Origin of the sequence: Acidovorax facilis (genome assembly GCF_023913775.1) — a bacterium.
Classification (GTDB): Bacteria; Pseudomonadota; Gammaproteobacteria; order Burkholderiales; family Burkholderiaceae_C; genus Acidovorax; species Acidovorax facilis.
On the sequence record NZ_JAMXAX010000125.1, the window covers coordinates 1 to 17724 of the forward strand.

Sequence of the window (17724 nt, forward strand, 5' to 3'; positions counted from 1 at the left end):
CCATGAACCAGTTCGCAATCCTCTACGAAGATCGATTCACCAGACCGGTGTCGTAGGATCCCCCACCGCCTTCACGAAATCGGTGAAGGCTCAACGAGCCTCACACACAGAAATTCGGACAGGCCCCGCTGGCAATCGATAGGCCTTAGCGCGGACCTTGTCCGCGCGATGTCTGTCAAGACGTGCTCTCCTGAAAACTCCACTTGGAATCTGATGGTCGGCTGGAGAGCGGCTGTTCTCTTCTCAGAGACGAATATGCAACACCATTGACAATTCATTGCGGCGCTTGGCGAGTGATCCTCTGGTGTAGCAATATGCAGCTCAAGATTGCCGGGCACTCTCAGCACTGTGGAAACCTGACAGAGCCTAGGCTTTGCAATGTAAAACCTGCCCAGGTTTTTTTTTCTACGCCTCTGGCAGCGCCGGCGTATGCCGAAGCGCTCCTGTGTAAAAACAAATGGGCGGTTGGCGGGCGGCATGGCGGACAATTGATTCATGCCCGCGACGCGCCCCAGTCAGCTGCTGACCCTTCAGTCATTTGGCGACATCAGCCGCTTTTTGCGTGAGGGCGTGGCCGATGAGGAATCTCGCCAACTGCGCGATAGCTTGAGCGCGCTCTCAACGCAGATCGACGAGGCGGTGCGCATCCGGCGCACCAGCACCGATACCGCCGCCATCACCCGGCGTGTGTTGACTTTGTCGCATTGCGCCCGCGAGCACCAGCTGTTCCTGACCGGTCTGGGATCGGCCTGGCACGCGTTGTACGAGTTCGGGGCCTATGAGCGTGCGCTGAGGGAGTTGCGCAATGCGATCGCGGACTGGCAGCAGATGCTGGAGCGGCGCAGCCCGAAGGAAAGTGCGAGTTTCGACCAGTTCGAGCTACTGGCCTGGCGCACGCTGGGCGAGGCGCTGCTGCTCATCGACATGTATGAGCACCAGAGCGATCCACCCAGTGACCTGCAGGATCGGGCGCCGCCGCGCAAGCTGTCAGTCCTGCAGCGTGCGAGCGCTTGGTTTCGTCGCTGGAGGCGTTGAATCAGGGGGCTGGAAGTGGGGCCTGGTAGGCATCCGGATTACCATTGCTGTCGCGCAATCGCAACAATCCGGGGGTGCTGCACTGCCGCACTCCTGTGCTACATTGGCTGCCATGCAAGTTCGCAGCGCGTTTTATTTTTGGTTTTTTATCTCGGTCCCCGGCGGATGAGAGGAAAACGCGCAAGCAAACACAACCTTCCCATACCAACCGCCGACGCTGCAAAGCCCGGCGGTTTTTGTTTTTCTGCCCTCCCGTTTTTTCATCCCTCCAACTACTTTTACTCCACGAGGAAGCAACCATGACGGCCACCACCACCCCGACCAGCGATGCCTGGTACCGCAGCGTCGAGAAAACCAGCCAGACCGACGACGAACGTATCAAGGACATTACCGTGTTGCCTCCTCCCGAGCATCTGATCCGCTTTTTCCCGATCCGTGGAACGCCGGTCGAGACGCTGATCACCCAGACCCGCAAGAACATCCATAACATCATGGCCGGCAAGGATGACCGCCTGCTGGTGGTGATCGGCCCATGCTCCATCCACGATCCGGCTGCCGCTGTTGAGTACGCGCGCCGCCTCATGGCCGCGCGCACGCAGTACGCCGACACCCTGGAAATCGTGATGCGGGTGTACTTTGAGAAGCCACGCACCACGGTGGGCTGGAAGGGCCTCATCAACGACCCTTACCTCGACGAAAGCTACCGCATCGATGAAGGCCTGCGCATTGCGCGCCAGCTGCTGATCGAAATTAACCGCCTTGGCATGCCCGCCGGCAGCGAGTTCCTGGACGTGATTTCGCCCCAGTACATCGGCGACCTCATCAGCTGGGGCGCCATTGGCGCCCGCACCACAGAAAGCCAGGTGCACCGCGAGCTGGCCTCCGGAATCTCGGCGCCCATCGGCTTCAAGAACGGCACGGATGGCAACATCCGCATTGCCACCGACGCGATCCAGTCGGCCAGCCGGGGCCACCACTTCCTGTCGGTGCATAAAAACGGCCAGGTGGCCATCGTCAACACCAAGGGCAACAAGGATTGCCACGTGATCCTGCGCGGCGGCAAGACGCCCAACTACGACGCTGCCAGCGTGGCCGCTGCCTGCAAGGACCTCGAAGCCGCCAAGCTGCCCGCCACCCTGATGGTGGACTGCAGCCATGCCAACAGCAGCAAGCAACATGAAAAGCAGCTCGACGTGGCGCGCGACATCGCCGCTCAGCTAGCCGGTGGCTCGCGCAGTGTGTTCGGCCTCATGATCGAGAGCCACCTCACCGCCGGTGCCCAGAGGTTCTCACCGGGCAAGGACCAGCCCGGCGCGCTGGAGTATGGCAAGAGCATCACGGACGCCTGCTTGGGCTGGGACGATTCGTTGACGGCGCTGGCTGAGCTGTCTGACGCCGTGAAGGCGCGCCGCGCGCGGTGATCTGCGCCGCCGGCCGAAGGCCCTAAACTGGAAACCCGTGGCGGGCCGTGCAAGGGAGCACGGCAGTCGCCGCCACGGTTTCAGTAGATAGAAAGGCAAACCATCATGCACAGCGAAGTGTCGGTCCGTCTGGCCGGAAACCAGGAATTCCGTTTTGATCTGGAGGGCGCCGAGCCCATGGGCCACGAGGCTGGCAGGCGCTGGCTGGATGATCAGTTCACCGCGCTCGATTGCGAACCCCTGCGCGCCAGCGGCAAGGTGCTGCTGGCGGACAAGGTGCTCACAGTGGCCCGCGCTGCGGGGGCTTCGTTGCTGGCCGACCCGGCATGGTCCCGTGACTTTGCGCGCGCTGCCAGCGCGGCACTCGCCAAGCCCGTGGTGCGCGTGGACGTCCCGGGCATGGCGGTATCGTTCTGATACTTGAAGAAAATCAGGCCCTGGCGCTTGCCTGGTAAGTGTTGGCAGCTATTTATTTTGTAGCGATTCCAGCAGTTTGGCGTGGATGCCGCCAAATCCGCCGTTGCTCATGCACACGATGTGGTCCCCCGGGCGGGCTGCCGCTGTGACCTGTTGTACCAGGGTGTTGATGTCGGCAGCGGTTTGCGCCCGCAGGCCTGGGCCCACTCCCAGGGGGGCGAGGGCCTGCGCCGCGTCCCAGTCCAGCCCGGCCGTGTGGCAGAACGCGAGGTCGGCAGGCTCCAGCGCCCACGGCAGTTGGGCCTTCATGGCGCCCAGTTTCATGGTGTTGCTGCGGGGCTCGAACACCGCCAGGATGCGCGCACCCTGGCCCAGGCTGCGGCGCAGGCCGTCCAGCGTGGTTCTCAGGGCGGTGGGGTGGTGGGCAAAGTCGTCATACACCGCAACGCCATTCACGGTGCCGCGCAGTTCCATGCGCCGCTTCACGTTCTGAAAGGTGGCCAGTGCCGTAGCGGACTGCTCGGGGCTCACGCCTACATGGTGAGCGGCGGCAATGGCCGCCAGTGCGTTGAGCTGGTTGTGCACGCCAGTCAGCGCCCACTCCACCCGGGCGGCCTTGCGCCCCTGGTGCAGCACGTCGAATGCCTGGGGATCGCCTTCGGCGGAAAAGTCGCTGACGGCTTCACCAAAGCTGGACACTTCGCTCCAGCAGCCCGTGTGCAGTACGCGGGTGAGGCTTTCTTCGAGACCGTTGACCACCACACGGCCCGACGGCGGCACCGTGCGCACGAGGTGGTGAAACTGCCGCTCGATGGCGGCCAAGTTGTCAAAGATGTCTGCGTGGTCGAACTCCAGGTTGTTCAGCACGGCAGTGCGGGGGCGGTAGTGCACAAACTTGCTGCGCTTGTCGAAGAAGGCAGTGTCGTATTCGTCAGCCTCGATCACGAACAGCGGCGCATCCCCCTGCGGCACACTGCCGGGTGATGGTCGCCGGGGCGCCCCCAGGCGGGCGGACACGCCGAAATTCAGCGGTACTCCGCCAATCAGAAAACCCGGCTGCTGACCGGCGCTTTCCAGAATCCAGGCCAGCATTGAGGTGGTGGTCGTCTTGCCATGGGTGCCAGCAACCGCCAGCACATGGCGGCCTTGTAGTACATGCTCGGCCAGCCACTGCGGGCCGCTGGTGTAGGGCAGGCCTGCGTCCAGGATGGCTTCCATCAACGGAAATTTGGGCGAACCGTCCGGCAGGCGGACGCGGCTGACCACGTTGCCGATGACAAACATGTCGGGCTGCAGGGCCAGTTGGTCGGCGCCAAAACCTTCGATCAGATCGATGCCCAGGGCCCGCAATTGGTCGCTCATCGGCGGGTAAACGCCAGCGTCGCAACCCGTCACCTTGTGGCCTGCCTCGCGCGCGAGCGCGGCCAGGCCGCCCATGAACGTGCCGCAGATGCCCAGTATGTGTATATGCATGGGCGCAGATTCTAAGGTTCAATAAAAAACAAGCCTCCAGCGCTTGGTGGATAAGCGCGAGAAGCTATGAAAAATATAGTGACCCTGGGCATATCTAGGGGTAACCCGTAGTCCAGGCAGGTGCTTCGGGCCACAATGCGGTTTCTTTCCCTGCCACCACCATCCCCTACCGCCATGCACACACCTTTGAGCGACGAAATCGCCCACACCACGGCCCGGCTGGTGGTGGAAGAGGGCCTGGAATGGGGCCCGGCTAAGCGCCGTGCGCTGCGCCAGATGGGCCTGCCTGCCCGCACGCCCCTGCCGAGCAACGACCAGGTCGAGGCCGCCGTGCGGGAGTACATCCAACTCTTTTGTGCCGATACGCAGCCGTACGAGCTGCGGGCGCTGCGCCAGCTGGCCCTCGTGTGGATGGAGCGCATGGCGGCCTTCCGTCCCCATCTGGCAGGGGCTGTATGGCATGGTACAGCCACGCGGCTGTCCGACATTTACCTGCAGTTGTTCTGCGATGACTCCAAATCTGCAGAAATAGCGCTCATCGATCACCATGTGGACTACGAGCCACGCACGGTCACCGGTTTTCATGGTGAGTCGGTCGAAGCGCTGAGCCTGGGCAGCAAGTCGCCCGAACTCAATGAGATGATCGGGGTGCACTTGATGATCTATGACCTCGATGACCTGCGCGGCGCATTGCGCCCGGATGCCCAAGGGCGTGTGCCGCGCGGTGACATGACCGCCGTTCGGCGCCTGCTCCAGGAAACCCCTGCCCCATGACAAGCCCTTCCGATCGCCCTGAGTCCATCCCCGCCACCAGCGATGCGCAACCGTCGGCCGCACGTAGGCGACTGCTGTACGCCGGGGTGGCAGGCGCTGCAGCGTTGGGTGGTGCCGGCCTGGCATGGTGGAAGTTCCAGCCCCATGCCATGGAGCATGGGGTGGAAGAAGCGCTCTGGGCGATGGAGTTTGAAAAGCCTGAAGGGGGCGTGGTGGCGCTGAAGTCTCTGGCTGGCAAGCCGCTGCTGCTGAACTTCTGGGCCACCTGGTGCCCGCCCTGTGTGGAAGAGCTGCCCATGCTCAATGCTTTCTATCGCCAACAGGCGCCGAACGGATGGCAAGTTCTGGGATTGGCCATCGACCAGCCCTCTGCCGTGCGCAAGTTTCTGCAGCGTATTCCGCTGGAGTTCCCCGTGGGCCTTGCCGGACTGGGCGGTACCGACCTGGGGCGATCACTGGGCAACCTTACCGGTGCCCTGCCGTTTACCGTGGTGCTCGGGGGCAATGGACGTGTCCTGCACCGTAAAATGGGGCAAATCACCCCGCAAGACCTCCAGCTGTGGGCGCCTCTGCGCTGATCGACCAAGCCTTCTGTTCGGCATTTTTGTAGGCCCCGGCTGAGTATCGACATGATGTAGTTCATCAAAAATACCTGTGGAAGACGGAGATAGGCTGAAATTGGAGTAAATTCGCGCCCTATTCAGTCATGACTTGCGCAAAGCAGGGCTCAGGCAGGCGGCTCGCCCAACGCGAGGCGGCTGCTGCGTCCCGATTGGCGCGAGTCCTATTAGTTTTATAGCCGTTGGAGCTCCCATGGATCTGCGAAAACTCAAAACCCTCATCGATCTCGTGTCCGAGTCGAACGTATCTGAACTCGAAATCACGGAAGCCGAGGGCAAAGTCCGCATCGTCAAGAGCGTGGGTGGTGTCGTTCAGCAGTACGTCCCCGCTCCGATGCAAGCACCTGCGCCCCCTGCATCTGCCGCGGCCCAAGTCGCCGAGCTGCCTGCGCCCTCGGCACCTGCAGTCCCTTCTGGCCACATCGTCAAGTCACCCATGGTGGGCACGTTCTACCGTTCGTCCAGCCCTGGCGCCAAGGCTTTTGTCGAAGTCGGCAGCCAGGTCAAGGAAGGCGAAACCATCTGCATCATCGAAGCGATGAAGATCCTCAACGAAATCGAGGCTGACAAGTCTGGCACCGTCACCCGCATCCTGGGTGAAAACGGTCAGGCCGTGGAATACGGCCAACCTTTGTTCGTCATCGAATAAGGCGCGCATGTTCAAGAAAATCCTGGTCGCAAACAGAGGGGAGATCGCCCTTCGCATTCAGCGCGCCTGCCATGAGTTGGGTGTCAAGGCCGTGATGGTCTACTCCGAGGCCGACCGCGACGCCAAATACGTCAAGCTCGCCGAAGAAGCGGTGTGCATCGGCCCAGCGCCCTCGCCGTTGTCCTACCTGAACATGCCAGCCATCATCTCGGCCGCCGAGGTGACCGACGCCGAGGCCATTCACCCCGGCTATGGCTTCCTGTCTGAGAACGCAGATTTCGCCGAGCGCGTGGAAAAGAGTGGCTTCCAGTTCATCGGCCCCACCCCCGAGTCGATCCGCATCATGGGCGACAAGGTGTCCGCCAAGCAGGCCATGATCCGCGCAGGCGTGCCTTGCGTGCCGGGCTCTGAGGGCGAGTTGCCCGACGATCCGGTGCAGATCCGCCGCATCGCCAAGGCCGTGGGCTACCCGGTGATCATTAAGGCCGCAGGCGGCGGTGGTGGCCGTGGCATGCGCGTGGTGCACACCGAAGCTGCCTTGGTCAATGCGGTGCAGATGACCAAGGCCGAAGCGGGCGCTGCGTTTGGCAATCCTGCGGTGTACATGGAGAAGTTCCTCCAGAACCCGCGCCACATCGAAATCCAGATCCTGGCCGACAAGCACCGCAATGCGGTGTATTTGGGCGAGCGCGACTGTTCCATGCAACGCCGCCACCAGAAGGTCATCGAAGAGGCTCCAGCCCCCGGCATCCCCCGCAAACTGATCGAGAAGATCGGCGAGCGCTGCGTGGCCGCGTGCAAGAAGATCGGCTACCGTGGTGCGGGCACGTTCGAGTTCCTGTACGAAAACGGCGAGTTCTACTTCATCGAGATGAACACTCGTGTGCAGGTGGAACACCCCGTCACCGAGTGGATCACCGGCGTGGACATCGTGAAGACGCAGATCATGGTCGCGGCGGGCGAGAAGCTGCCGTTCACCCAGCGCCAGATCGAGATCCGGGGCCATGCCATCGAGTGCCGGATCAATGCGGAAGACCCTTACAAGTTCATTCCGTCGCCCGGGCGTATCACCACGTGGCATCCACCAGGCGGTCCCGGCGTGCGTGTGGATTCGCATGCGTACACCAACTACTTTGTGCCGCCCAACTACGACTCGATGATCGGCAAGATCATCGTGCACGGCGACACGCGCGAGCAGGCCCTGGCCCGCATGCGCACGGCGCTGTCCGAGACGGTGATCGAAGGCATCAACACCAACGTGCCGCTGCACCGCGAGCTGATGGTGGACGCCAAGTTCATGGCCGGTGGCACCAACATCCATTACCTGGAAGAGTGGCTGTCGCAGCACAAGCGCTGAAATCGTATTGCGCAGTCATTCACATGCTGGCTCCTGGCAACGGGTGCCAGCATTTCACTTTTTCTGAGAGGCTTCTATGTTTGAGCTGAGTCTGATGTGTCCCGAGGATCGGATCGAGGCGGTCAGCGATGCGCTGGATGCGCTGGATGCGCTGAGCGTTTCGGTGGAGGATGCTGATGCCCAGACCGACGCCGAGCAGGCCTTGTTTGGTGAGCCTGGCATGCCGCCGCCCAAGGACGGCTGGCAGCGCAGCAGGGTGGTAGCGCTCTTTCCTTCGGAGGTGGGAGCCCGGGAGGCCCAGCAACTGCTGGTGGTGCAGGACTTTTTTGCGGGCTGCCAGGTGCTGGGGGTTGCCCACGTGCCCGAGCAGGACTGGGTGCGGCTCACGCAATCGCAATTTGCGCCCGTGGACATCACACCGGATTTTTGGATTGTTCCTACATGGCACGAGCTCCCGGCCGAGGCAAAGCGCAGCATCCGGCTGGATCCGGGCCTGGCGTTTGGCACCGGCACCCACCCCACGACGCGCATGTGTCTGCGCTGGATTGCCCGTAACGGTGCCTCCGAGTCGTCCATGGGTAATCCGCTGGGCCGGGTCCTGGACTATGGCTGTGGCTCTGGCATCCTCGCCATTGGTGCGGCCAAGTTTGGTGCCACGGACATCGATGCGGTCGATATTGATCCTGCGGCGGTCGAGTCCACCGCGCTGAATGCACAGGCCAATGACGTGCGGCTCCACGCGGGTCTGCCCGACAAGGCACGGGGTGAATACCAGACGGTGCTGGCAAACATTCTTGCCACCCCCTTGCGCGTGCTGGCGCCCCTCTTGTGCAGCCACGTCGCGCCTGGCGGGAATCTGGTGCTGGCAGGCATTTTGGAACGCCAGGCTGAGGAGTTGAAAGAGGCATATGCTCCCTGGCTTCAGCTCGATGTGGCGGATACAGAAGATGGCTGGATCTTGATGACCGCCCGTCGCTAAGACAGGGCCGAAGCCCGCTTCGCCGGGGTCGCACGCGCCTCTACAATCCATCGCTGATGAGCCAGATCACTCGCTGCCCGTCCTGCTCTACCTCGTTCAAGGTGGTGGCGGACCAATTGCGCATCTCGCAAGGGTGGGTGCGTTGTGGTCAATGCAAAGAGGTGTTTGATGCTTCGGCGCACCTGCTTCCAGCGGCTCCACCCGCGTTGTTGCCCGATGTCTCGTTGACCGACATACGTCCGCCATCCATGCCGGTGGCGCGCAAGGCAGAGGCGGGGCGGTCATGGGGTGAGCCGCCTTCTACGCCACCACCGGTTGGCCCATCTGCGGGGGCGCTGTCGCCAGCCTCCGAAAAACCAGCGTTTTCGCTGTTCCCCACAGGTGCTTCCGAAGGGATGGCAGGGTTGCCAGATGCACAGGCCCAGGTGGTGGCTCCGGTTCTGGAGGTTCCTCAGCCTGCGGTGCCCGCGTTTCTCTCTGCGGCGGCCGGGGCGGTGGCACCTGGTGCCGATGCGGGAATCGGCCCCCTCACTCCATTTGCCTGGCGCCCGGACTCCGTGCGGAATGTGCCAACAACGGGCGGGGATGGTGCAGGGATGCGGAGCGATGCCGTCGCCTTACCTCCTTTGGCCTTTCCCGAGGTGGCTGCTGATGGGCCATCCTCTTTGCCGAAGGGGGCGCATACCCCGGCCTCGTTGTCAGCCGCGTTGCCCGGTGCAGGCGATGGAACATCACTCCCTGCAGGGTATGAGTTACCTGCTGCTGCTCTTCGAGGCGGCGAAGAGGTGGTTTCTGATCCAGCTGCACCCGCGGCGTTGACCCCGATGGGATATCCGGCACTGGATTTGCCTACCAAGACGGCGTTGCCGGTGGAAGATGCGGAGTCGGAAGAGCGGGCTGAAGAGCAGCCCGTGCCGCCGGTGGGTTTTGCGCAGCCTGTGACGCCGGAAATCGCGCCAGAGGCACTTGCGCTGGTGGAAGACCATTCGCCCGCAGCCGTGTTGCAGGCATCGACTCGCAAGCGATCCTCGGTCCGAAAGGCGTCGGATGCCGTTGACGAGGACGATGACCCAGAGGCCGGACAGGAAGTCAGCTTTGTAGTCGCTGCCCGGCGCAAGGCGTTCTGGCGCAGGCCGATGGTGCGCACGGTGCTTGGAGTGCTGCTTTTGATGTCTGTGGCGGTGCTTGCGCTGCAGGTCGCTGTTCAGGAGCGTGACCGCCTTGCCGCGATGGATGCGCGTGCCAGGCCATGGTTGATGGCGTTGTGCGCTCCCTTGCACTGCGAGATCGCGCCGCCGCGCCAGATTGCGGATGTGGTCATCGACAGCTCTTCATTCAACAAGGCCCGAGGTGATAGCTATCAACTCGCGCTGACCATGAAGAGCAAGGCCTCGATACCTCTGGCCATGCCCGCCGTCGAGTTGACGTTGACCGATGCGCAGGACCAGCCAGTGCTGCGGCGTGTGCTTTTGCCCACTGACATGGGGGCTCCCATGGAGTTGTCTGCAGGGGGCGAGTGGAGTGCGTCCGTGTCAGTGATTGTGACCACCGGCGGAGCGCGTGTTGCTGGCTATCGGTTGCTGGCGTTTTATCCCTGATTTTTTACCAACCTACTTCTTTGATATGGCTGCCCTCATTTGTGGTTCTCTGGCGTTCGACACCATCATGACCTTCGAGGGCCGTTTTGCCGAGCAGATACTGCCCGACCAGCTGCACATCCTGAACGTCTCTTTCCTGGTGCCTTCGTTGCGGCGCGACTTTGGTGGTTGTGCGGGCAACATTGCGTATAGCCTCAAGTTGCTGGGCGGTGAGCCATTGCCAATGGCCATGCTAGGCAGCGATGGCGCAGACTATCTGCAGCGCCTGGAATTGCTGGGTATCAGTGCGCGCCATGTGGGGCAGGTCCAGGACACCTACACCGCACAAGCCATGATCATGACGGACCGTGACAACAACCAGATCACCGCCTTCCACCCTGGGGCGATGATGCAGGCACATGTGAACCGCATCGAGGCAGATGTAGGGGTGAGCGTGGGGATCATCGCGCCGGATGGTCGTGACGCCATGCTTGAACACGCGGCCCAGTTTGTGGCGGCCGGTATTCCTTTTGTATTTGACCCGGGCCAGGGCTTGCCCATGTTCAATGGCGAAGAGCTGGCGCGGTTCGTGGACCAGGCTTCCTGGGTGACGGTCAATGACTACGAGGGGAAAATGCTTTGCGACCGCACGGGCTGGACGCTTGCAGAGATTTCGAACAAGGTAAAGGGGCTTGTGGTGACGCTGGGTGCGGAGGGTTGCGAGGTCTGGGTGGATGGTCAGAAAACCCATGTACCCGCCGTGGTGCCTGCCCAAGTGGTGGATCCTACGGGGTGTGGTGATGCTTGGCGGGGCGCGTTGTTGTTCGGCCTGGAAAAGGGTTGGCCGCTGGTGCGTTGCGCCGAGCTGGGCAACCGGATAGGAGTCCTCAAGATTGCACAGCGGGGCCCGCAAAACTACACACTGGACTTCATCCCCGCGTAATTGGGCCAGCTTTCCATGAAGTCACGGGGCGCCATTGCTGCCGGCTTCTTGTGTTGCACGGCGTGTGGTGTGCAACACGAACAGGCATAAAAAAACCCGGTGCGCAGGCACCGGGTTGAGCGTGTGATACGCCAGGATTAAGGCTTGTTGCCCGTAGGGAAGGGCCAGGCTGCCTGAGGATTCAGGGTGGTCTGTGCCGCTGGAGCTGCTGCCGCAGGGGCAGGCGCCTTGGGGGCCTTCTTGGCCGGTGCAGCTTTTTTTGCAGGAGCCTTGGCGGGAGCGGCCTTCTTGGCAGCCGTTGCCTTCTTGGCGGGAGCCGCCTTCTTGGCTGGGGCGGCAGGCTTCTTCGCTGCTACTGCCTTCTTGGCGGGAGCGGCTTTCTTTGCCGGTGCTGCTGCCTTCTTGGCAGGTGCGGCCTTCTTCGCTGCTACTGCCTTCTTGGCGGGAGCGGCTTTCTTTGCCGGTGCTGCTGCCTTCTTGGCGGGTGCGGCCTTCTTCGCTGCTACTGCCTTTTTGGCGGGAGCGGCTTTCTTTGCCGGTGCTGCTGCCTTCTTGGCAGGTGCAGCCTTCTTCGCTGCTACTGCCTTCTTGGCGGGAGCGGCTTTCTTTGCCGGTGCTGCTGCCTTCTTGGCAGGTGCAGCCTTCTTCGCTGCTACTGGTTTTGCAGGTGCAGCTTTTTTCGCTGGGGTCGCCTTCTTAGCGGCTGGTTTTTTCGCAGTTGCCATCATGTTCTCCTTGGGTCAATTTGCAAAGAGCACTTCCTGTCTGCAGTGGACACGAAGCGATCCATGGCGATGGAGAAATCCCCATCGCCATGAACACGGGAACGCCCTGCACCGCAACGCACTGCAGCGCTGCTTGTGGTGGTGGGCGTGGTGTAAAAATCCATGGTGGTGTGTTGCGAAAAGGCGCTAGTCCCAGGACAGCGCACCACCGGACTGGTATTCAATAACCCGGGTCTCGAAGAAGTTGCGTTCCTTCTTGAGGTCAATCATCTCGCTCATCCACGGGAACGGGTTTTCTTCATTGGGAAACAGCGTCTCCAGCCCGATTTGTGTGGCACGGCGGTTGGCGATGTAACGCAGGTATCCCTTGAACATCGATGCATTCATGCCCAGCACGCCGCGCGGCATGGTGTCTTCCGCGTAGCGGTATTCGAGTTCAACCGCCTTGAGGAACAGCGCCTTGATCTCGGCCTTGAATTCAGCGGTCCACAGATGGGGATTTTCCAGCTTGAGCTGGTTGATCAGGTCAATGCCAAAGTTGCAGTGCATCGACTCGTCGCGCAAGATGTACTGGTACTGCTCGGCGGCGCCGGTCATCTTGTTCTGGCGGCCCAGTGCAAGGATCTGTGTGAAGCCGACGTAGAAGAACAGGCCTTCCATCAGACAGGCAAACACGATCAGCGACTTGAGGAGCGTCTGGTCGGTTTCGGGCGTGCCAGTGTGGAAGTTCGGATCCATGATCGCCTCGATGAAGGGGATCAGGAACTGGTCTTTGTCGCGGATGGACTGGACTTCGTTGTACGCGTTGAAAATCTCGCTCTCATCCAGACCCAGCGATTCCACGATGTACTGATAGGCGTGCGTGTGGATAGCTTCTTCAAAGGCCTGGCGCAGCAGGAACTGGCGGCACTCTGGCGCCGTGATGTGGCGATAGGTGCCCAGCACGATGTTGTTGGCAGCCAGCGAGTCGGCCGTGACAAAGAAGCCCAGGTTGCGCTTGATGATGCGGCGTTCGTCATCGGTCAGGCCATTGGGGTCCTTCCACAACGCGATGTCGCGCGTCATGTTCACTTCCTGAGGCATCCAATGGTTGGCGCAGGTGGCCAGGTATTTCTCCCAAGCCCACTTGTATTTGAACGGGACCAGCTGATTGACATCCGTCTGCCCGTTGATGATGCGTTTGTCGGCAGCATTCACGCGGCGTTGCGTGGCTGCGGCAGGTGTTGCGTGCGGTGCTGCAGAGGCAGTCACCGGTGCGTGCACTTCCTGCAGTGAGGGGGTTTGGAAAGGCAAAGGCGGCTGTCCCGCCGGGTGGCTTTGGTTCAGTCCACCGTCCAGTTGATTTTGCGATGAGGGCTTGACTTCTTCGTCCCAGGTCAACATAGATTTTCCAGTGTTCGGATTATGAAAGCAGTGCTGCGAAAAGAAAAGCACTGAAGCGTTGTGCAGCAAGGATTTGTTGCTTCACAGCACATGCGCGACACCTCGGAAGAGCCCAAGGTGTCGCGTGCGAAGTTCTTATTGGCAGGCTTCGCAGCCGGGATCATCGATAGCGCAGAACTTGACGTCCGTAGCAGGCACTGCTGATGCTTGATGGGTGGCTTCAGCGGCTGCCGCATCGAGTGCGCTGGGTTTCGCTGCAACGGGCACCGACGCTGCCGATGCGCCACTGTCATTGCCCGACGAAACGGCATTGAGCTGGCGTGTATTCACGGTGCTCATCTCGACGTGTGTGGCGCTTTGTGTGCGCAGGTAATACGTGGTCTTGAGGCCACGGATCCAGGCCAGCTTGTAGGTGTCGTCGAGCTTCTTGCCTGATGCGCCGGCCATGTAGATGTTCAGGCTCTGCGCCTGATCAATCCATTTCTGGCGACGCGATGCGGCTTCCACCAGCCACTGCGGCTCGACTTCAAACGCTGTGGAGTACAGCGCCTTGATGTCCTGTGGCACCCGGTCGATGGGGTGCAGCGAACCCTTGAAGTGCTTGAGGTCCATGATCATCACGTCATCCCACAGGCCCAGGCGCTTGAGGTCGCGCACCAGCCCACCGTTGATGACCGTGAATTCACCCGACAGGTTGGACTTGACCGACAGGTTGCCGAACGAAGGCTCGATCGAGGCATCAACGCCGATGATGTTGGAGATGGTGGCCGTGGGGGCAATGGCGACGCAGTTGGAGTTGCGCATGCCGTCCTGTGCAATTTTCTTGCGCAGGGCATCCCAGTCCAGGGTGGACGAGCGATCCACTTCCACATATCCGCCACGGGCCTGCGAGAGCATGTCCAGCGTGTCGAAAGGCAGGATGCCGCGATCCCACAGCGAGCCCTTGTAGCTGGAGTACTGGCCGCGTTCCCGGGCCAATTCGGTGGAGGCCCAGTAGGCGTAGTAGCAGATGGCCTCCATCGACTTGTCGGCGAATTCCACGGCCGCCTGCGAGGCGTAGGGAATGCGCAGTTCGTACAGGCTGTCTTGGAACGCCATGACGCCCAGGCCCACGGGGCGGTGGCGCAGATTGGAGTCGCGGGCCTTCTTGACGGCGTAATAGTTGATGTCGATCACGTTGTCGAGCATGCGCATGGCAACCGTGATGGTCTTCTTGAGCTTCTCGTGGTCGATCTGGCCGTCCTTGATGTGCTGCAGCAGGTTGACCGAACCGAGATTGCAGACGGCGGTTTCGGTGTCGCTGGTGTTGAGTGTGATCTCAGTGCACAGGTTGGACGAGTGCACCACACCAGCGTGCTGCTGGGGTGAACGCACGTTGCAGGCATCCTTGAAGGTGATCCAAGGATGGCCAGTCTCGAACAGCATGGTCAGCATCTTGCGCCACATGTCGGTGGCCTGCACCGTCTTGGCGGGTTTGATCTCGCCGCGCGCGGCCTTCTCTTCGTAGGCCACATAGGCCTTCTCGAAGTCGGCGCCGAACAGATCGTGCAGGTCGGGCACGTTGGAGGGCGAGAACAATGTCCAGGTGCCCTTTTCCATCACGCGGCGCATGAACAGGTCAGGGATCCAGTTGGCCGTGTTCATGTCGTGCGTGCGGCGGCGGTCGTCGCCGGTGTTCTTGCGCAGCTCCAGGAATTCTTCGATATCCAGGTGCCAGGTTTCCAGGTAGGTGCAGACGGCGCCCTTGCGCTTGCCGCCCTGGTTCACCGCCACAGCGGTGTCGTTGACCACCTTGAGGAAGGGCACCACGCCTTGCGATTCGCCGTTCGTGCCCTTGATGTGGGAGCCCAGGGCGCGCACGCGGGTCCAGTCATTGCCCAGGCCGCCAGCAAACTTGGACAGCAGGGCGTTTTCCTTGATCGATTCGTAAATGCCATCCAGGTCGTCGGGCACCGTAGTCAGGTAGCAGCTGGACAGCTGCGAGCGCAGGGTGCCGCTGTTGAACAGCGTGGGGGTGGACGACATGAAGTCGAAGGACGACAGCACTTCGTAGAACTCGATGGCGCGGGCCTCGCGGTCGGTTTCATTGAGTGCCAGGCCCATGGCCACGCGCATGAAGAACGCCTGGGGCAGTTCGATGCGGGTTTTCTTGACGTGCAGGAAGTAGCGGTCATACAGGGTCTGCAGGCCGAGGTAGTCGAACTGCAGGTCGCGCTCGGCCTTGAGCGCGGCGCCCAGGCGGTTCAGGTCGTATTGCTTGAGCAGGCGCTCGTCCAACAGCTCGTTGTCCACCCCCTTCTGGATGAAGGCGGGGAAATAGTCCCTGTAGGCCTGGCCCATGTCGCTCTGGGCGACCTCGCGTCCCAGCACTTCGCGCACGATGGTGTGCAGCAGCAGGCGCGCCGTGGCATAGGTGTAGTCGGGGTCTTTTTCGATCAGGGTGCGGGCAGCGAGGATGGACGCCTTGTAGACCTCGTCCATGGGAACGCCGTCATACAGGTTGCGCATGGTCTCGGCGACGATGGGCGCGGCCTGGATGTCGGCGCCGAGGTTGGCGCAGGCCGACTCGATGAGCCCGTGCAGGCGCAGGATGTCCAGCTGCACGCGTTGGCCGTTGTCGATCACGTTCAACATGGGGGTTGCGGGCGCGAGCTGTTCCTGGTGGTGGGCACGCTCTTGCGTGCGGCGCTCGCGGTACAGAACATAGGCCCGGGCGACTTCGTGGTGTTCGCCGCGCATCAGTCCCAGTTCGACCTGATCCTGCACGTCTTCAATATGGAAGGTGCCGCCACCGGGACGCGAGCGCATGAGGGCGCGGACCACATTCTGGGTGAGCGTGTCCACCACCTCGCGCACGCTGGCGGAGGCGGCGCCCTGCGTGCCGTGCACTGCCAGAAATGCCTTCATCATCGCCACCGCAATTTTTTGCGGCTCAAAGGGCACGACAGCTCCGTTGCGGCGAATGATCTGATAGTGCGCCAGCGAGTTACCCGCCGCTGCTGGTGCGGACTGGGTGTTTGGGGCCTCGGGGGAGGTGGCATGGGGCGTGGAAGGCGTGTTCAAAGCAGCTTGCATGGGGGGTCCTCTTCTGTGGGCTGTCTGGGGGGTGGTGCGCGGCCTGGATGCCGTCGCAGCGTGTGAGTGGTGCGGCGGACTACTGTCTGGCGCACACTATATATGGTGTGTCACATGCATTCAAGACACTACCGGCAGTGTACCGTCGTATTGCCCTCAGAAAAACGAAACAGCATGTCAGCGGCGCCGCAGGGCCTTCTGCTGACCCCGCCGGAACCCGTTGCCCCTGCGGAAAAGCAGGACGAAAACCTCGCAAAGACAAGCGTTTCGAGCAGATTTTCTGCGCGAGGCCGCGTGGTGTCTGGGGACGCGACGATGTGCAAATGCACATAGAAAAAAGTCGCTGAATGTGGCGCTGCCACAGCGCCCTCAGCGGGCGGCTTGAATGTCAGGCCAGGTGGCTGCCGGAAAACGTTGCACGGGCCAGTTCAGTGCTTTTTGTACCTGCGCCCAATCGAAGCCGGAGCCTGGGTCCTGCTTGCGCCCGGGCGCGATGTGCTCATGCCCTGCGATGTGTTCAATGGGGTAGCGCTGTTCGATGTCCTGACAGAGCGTTGTCAGTGTCTGGTACTGCGCGGGTTCGAACGCAAGCCCTTCAAGGCCTTCCAGTTCAATGCCAATCGAGTCATCGTTGCACTGGCTGCGGCCACGGTAGGCCGACTGGCCAGCATGCCAGGCCCGAAGATCACAGTCCACAAACTGCCAAAGGGCGCCGGTGCGGTCAATGAAGAAATGCGACGAAACGGCCAAACCACGGATGCTCTGGTAGTAGGGGTGTGCGTCCCAGTCCAGCGAGTTGGTGAATAGCTGTTGCACCGCATTCCCGCCATATTTGCCTGGCGGCAAACTGATGGAATGCACCACGATCAGGTCGATGGAGGAACTTGCCGGGGCAGGGCGCACGCCATGGTTGGGGGATTCCAGCCTGGTTGCTGCACGGTGCCATCCGCCGTCCCAAGGCGTTGATCTGCCTGGTGCCGCGTCAGCCGATCTCGTCATGCGGGTCCTGGTCATTGGGGACGGCGATGTTCAGCCGGGCGATGCGGTAGCGTATCTGGCGCAGGCTGATGCCCAGCCGGGCTGCGGTGGCGGTTCTGTTGAAACCCGCTTCGCGCAAGGCTCGTATCAGAATTTCCCGCTCCTGCTGGTCGAGCCAGGCCTGAAGGTCATTGGGCAGAGGGACCGAGCAGCCTGTGCTGGCGGCAGACTGTGGTGGTTGGTAGGCAGGCTGCGCCTCGGTGTGGTTGGGGAGGGTGGGGGCTGGTAGCGTCCGCGCCCCCAATGGGGTGGGGGTGC

17 protein-coding genes and 1 pseudogene are annotated in these 17724 nt (G+C 61.8%); 11 read left to right on the forward strand and 7 right to left on the reverse strand.

What is annotated here, in order from left to right:
- Positions 1-495 precede the first annotated feature (495 nt).
- From NFX52_RS24270 to NFX52_RS24280, 3 genes are all read left to right on the forward strand, one after another.
- Entirely contained in the window at positions 496-1035 is a 540-nt protein-coding gene (locus NFX52_RS24270) for a hypothetical protein (protein ID WP_055395051.1), read from the forward strand.
- Between the two features lie 299 nt (positions 1036-1334).
- Positions 1335-2456 carry a 3-deoxy-7-phosphoheptulonate synthase gene (locus tag NFX52_RS24275; RefSeq protein WP_207401999.1) on the forward strand — a complete coding sequence of 374 codons (1122 nt, stop codon included), beginning with the start codon at positions 1335-1337 and terminating at the stop codon, positions 2454-2456.
- 105 nt (positions 2457-2561) lie between these two features.
- Positions 2562-2873, forward strand: coding sequence for a hypothetical protein (locus tag NFX52_RS24280; RefSeq protein WP_055395047.1), 312 nt, complete (start codon positions 2562-2564; stop codon positions 2871-2873).
- A 48-nt stretch (positions 2874-2921) separates the two neighbouring features.
- On the opposite strand, the gene mpl is transcribed toward NFX52_RS24280, so the two are convergent.
- Positions 2922-4346, reverse strand: coding sequence for a UDP-N-acetylmuramate:L-alanyl-gamma-D-glutamyl-meso-diaminopimelate ligase (mpl, locus tag NFX52_RS24285; protein WP_055395045.1), 1425 nt, complete (start codon positions 4344-4346; stop codon positions 2922-2924).
- Between the two features lie 174 nt (positions 4347-4520).
- Here mpl and NFX52_RS24290 point away from each other — a divergent pair, with 174 nt between their 5' ends.
- The 8 genes and pseudogenes from NFX52_RS24290 to NFX52_RS24325 all read left to right on the forward strand — a co-directional run bounded on the left by NFX52_RS24290 (position 4521) and on the right by NFX52_RS24325 (position 11245).
- Positions 4521-5120, forward strand: a complete 600-nt coding sequence (locus NFX52_RS24290) for a hypothetical protein (RefSeq protein ID WP_055395043.1) — start codon at positions 4521-4523, stop codon at positions 5118-5120.
- Complete coding sequence (locus NFX52_RS24295) at positions 5117-5698, forward strand: TlpA family protein disulfide reductase (protein WP_055395041.1); 582 nt, start codon at positions 5117-5119, stop codon at positions 5696-5698. The genes NFX52_RS24290 and NFX52_RS24295 overlap by 4 nt, the downstream gene beginning before the upstream one ends.
- Before the next feature lie 235 nt (positions 5699-5933).
- Complete coding sequence (gene accB / locus NFX52_RS24300; RefSeq protein ID WP_055395039.1) at positions 5934-6389, forward strand: acetyl-CoA carboxylase biotin carboxyl carrier protein; 456 nt, start codon at positions 5934-5936, stop codon at positions 6387-6389.
- Positions 6390-6396: 7 nt separating this feature from the next.
- Positions 6397-7746: an acetyl-CoA carboxylase biotin carboxylase subunit gene (accC, locus tag NFX52_RS24305; RefSeq protein ID WP_055395037.1), complete on the forward strand. Its 1350-nt coding sequence runs from the start codon at positions 6397-6399 to the stop codon at positions 7744-7746.
- A gap of 76 nt (positions 7747-7822) precedes the next feature.
- Positions 7823-8725 carry a 50S ribosomal protein L11 methyltransferase gene (prmA, locus tag NFX52_RS24310; RefSeq protein WP_055395036.1) on the forward strand — a complete coding sequence of 301 codons (903 nt, stop codon included), beginning with the start codon at positions 7823-7825 and terminating at the stop codon, positions 8723-8725.
- 56 nt (positions 8726-8781) lie between these two features.
- A pseudogene (locus tag NFX52_RS31330) lies at positions 8782-8847 on the forward strand (MJ0042-type zinc finger domain-containing protein); the annotation flags it as partial.
- Between the two features lie 702 nt (positions 8848-9549).
- The gene (locus NFX52_RS24320; RefSeq protein ID WP_055395034.1) at positions 9550-10323 is read left to right on the forward strand and encodes a DUF3426 domain-containing protein; all 774 of its coding nucleotides are present in this window, start codon (positions 9550-9552) and stop codon (positions 10321-10323) included.
- A 25-nt stretch (positions 10324-10348) separates the two neighbouring features.
- Positions 10349-11245, forward strand: a complete 897-nt coding sequence (locus NFX52_RS24325; RefSeq protein ID WP_252635854.1) for a carbohydrate kinase family protein — start codon at positions 10349-10351, stop codon at positions 11243-11245.
- Positions 11246-11382: 137 nt separating this feature from the next.
- Here the strand turns inward: NFX52_RS24325 and NFX52_RS24330 are convergent, their stop codons facing one another.
- The 6 genes from NFX52_RS24330 to NFX52_RS24355 form a co-directional block, all read right to left on the reverse strand.
- A complete protein-coding gene (locus tag NFX52_RS24330) occupies positions 11383-11970 on the reverse strand; it encodes a hypothetical protein (protein WP_055395059.1) in 588 nt (195 codons plus the stop codon).
- On the reverse strand, positions 11970-12134 hold the full coding sequence (locus NFX52_RS24335; RefSeq protein ID WP_158603296.1) for a hypothetical protein: 165 nt from the start codon (positions 12132-12134) through the stop codon (positions 11970-11972). Before NFX52_RS24335 ends, NFX52_RS24330 begins: the two co-directional genes overlap by 1 nt.
- Positions 12135-12156: 22 nt before the next feature.
- Positions 12157-13353 (reverse strand): ribonucleotide-diphosphate reductase subunit beta, encoded by a 1197-nt coding sequence (locus NFX52_RS24340; protein WP_055395030.1) that lies wholly within the window; start codon positions 13351-13353, stop codon positions 12157-12159.
- A gap of 135 nt (positions 13354-13488) precedes the next feature.
- A complete protein-coding gene (locus NFX52_RS24345; RefSeq protein WP_252635855.1) occupies positions 13489-16428 on the reverse strand; it encodes a ribonucleoside-diphosphate reductase subunit alpha in 2940 nt (979 codons plus the stop codon).
- A gap of 369 nt (positions 16429-16797) precedes the next feature.
- On the reverse strand, positions 16798-17427 hold the full coding sequence (ampD, locus tag NFX52_RS24350; RefSeq protein ID WP_055395027.1) for a 1,6-anhydro-N-acetylmuramyl-L-alanine amidase AmpD: 630 nt from the start codon (positions 17425-17427) through the stop codon (positions 16798-16800).
- Positions 17411-17724, reverse strand: a 314-nt coding sequence (locus tag NFX52_RS24355; protein ID WP_289781626.1) for a helix-turn-helix domain-containing protein, incomplete at its 5' end; no start/stop codon positions are given. The genes NFX52_RS24355 and ampD, both read right to left, overlap by 17 nt.

What these genes read in the sequence shown, in the direction of transcription:
- NFX52_RS24270 (WP_055395051.1), top strand. Translation starts at nt 496, where the DNA reads ATGCCCGCGACGCGCCCCAGTCAGCTGCTGACCCTTCAGTCATTTGGC.
- mpl (WP_055395045.1), bottom strand. Translation starts at nt 4,346, where the DNA reads ATGCATATACACATACTGGGCATCTGCGGCACGTTCATGGGCGGCCTG.
- NFX52_RS24330 (WP_055395059.1), bottom strand. Translation starts at nt 11,970, where the DNA reads ATGGCAACTGCGAAAAAACCAGCCGCTAAGAAGGCGACCCCAGCGAAA.
- NFX52_RS24325 (WP_252635854.1), top strand. Translation starts at nt 10,349, where the DNA reads ATGGCTGCCCTCATTTGTGGTTCTCTGGCGTTCGACACCATCATGACC.
- NFX52_RS24280 (WP_055395047.1), top strand. Translation starts at nt 2,562, where the DNA reads ATGCACAGCGAAGTGTCGGTCCGTCTGGCCGGAAACCAGGAATTCCGT.
- NFX52_RS24340 (WP_055395030.1), bottom strand. Translation starts at nt 13,353, where the DNA reads ATGTTGACCTGGGACGAAGAAGTCAAGCCCTCATCGCAAAATCAACTG.
- NFX52_RS24275 (WP_207401999.1), top strand. Translation starts at nt 1,335, where the DNA reads ATGACGGCCACCACCACCCCGACCAGCGATGCCTGGTACCGCAGCGTC.
- accB (WP_055395039.1), top strand. Translation starts at nt 5,934, where the DNA reads ATGGATCTGCGAAAACTCAAAACCCTCATCGATCTCGTGTCCGAGTCG.
- NFX52_RS24335 (WP_158603296.1), bottom strand. Translation starts at nt 12,134, where the DNA reads ATGGATTTTTACACCACGCCCACCACCACAAGCAGCGCTGCAGTGCGT.
- prmA (WP_055395036.1), top strand. Translation starts at nt 7,823, where the DNA reads ATGTTTGAGCTGAGTCTGATGTGTCCCGAGGATCGGATCGAGGCGGTC.
- NFX52_RS24345 (WP_252635855.1), bottom strand. Translation starts at nt 16,428, where the DNA reads ATGCAAGCTGCTTTGAACACGCCTTCCACGCCCCATGCCACCTCCCCC.
- NFX52_RS24290 (WP_055395043.1), top strand. Translation starts at nt 4,521, where the DNA reads ATGCACACACCTTTGAGCGACGAAATCGCCCACACCACGGCCCGGCTG.
- ampD (WP_055395027.1), bottom strand. Translation starts at nt 17,427, where the DNA reads ATGACGAGATCGGCTGACGCGGCACCAGGCAGATCAACGCCTTGGGAC.
- NFX52_RS24295 (WP_055395041.1), top strand. Translation starts at nt 5,117, where the DNA reads ATGACAAGCCCTTCCGATCGCCCTGAGTCCATCCCCGCCACCAGCGAT.
- accC (WP_055395037.1), top strand. Translation starts at nt 6,397, where the DNA reads ATGTTCAAGAAAATCCTGGTCGCAAACAGAGGGGAGATCGCCCTTCGC.
- NFX52_RS24320 (WP_055395034.1), top strand. Translation starts at nt 9,550, where the DNA reads ATGGGATATCCGGCACTGGATTTGCCTACCAAGACGGCGTTGCCGGTG.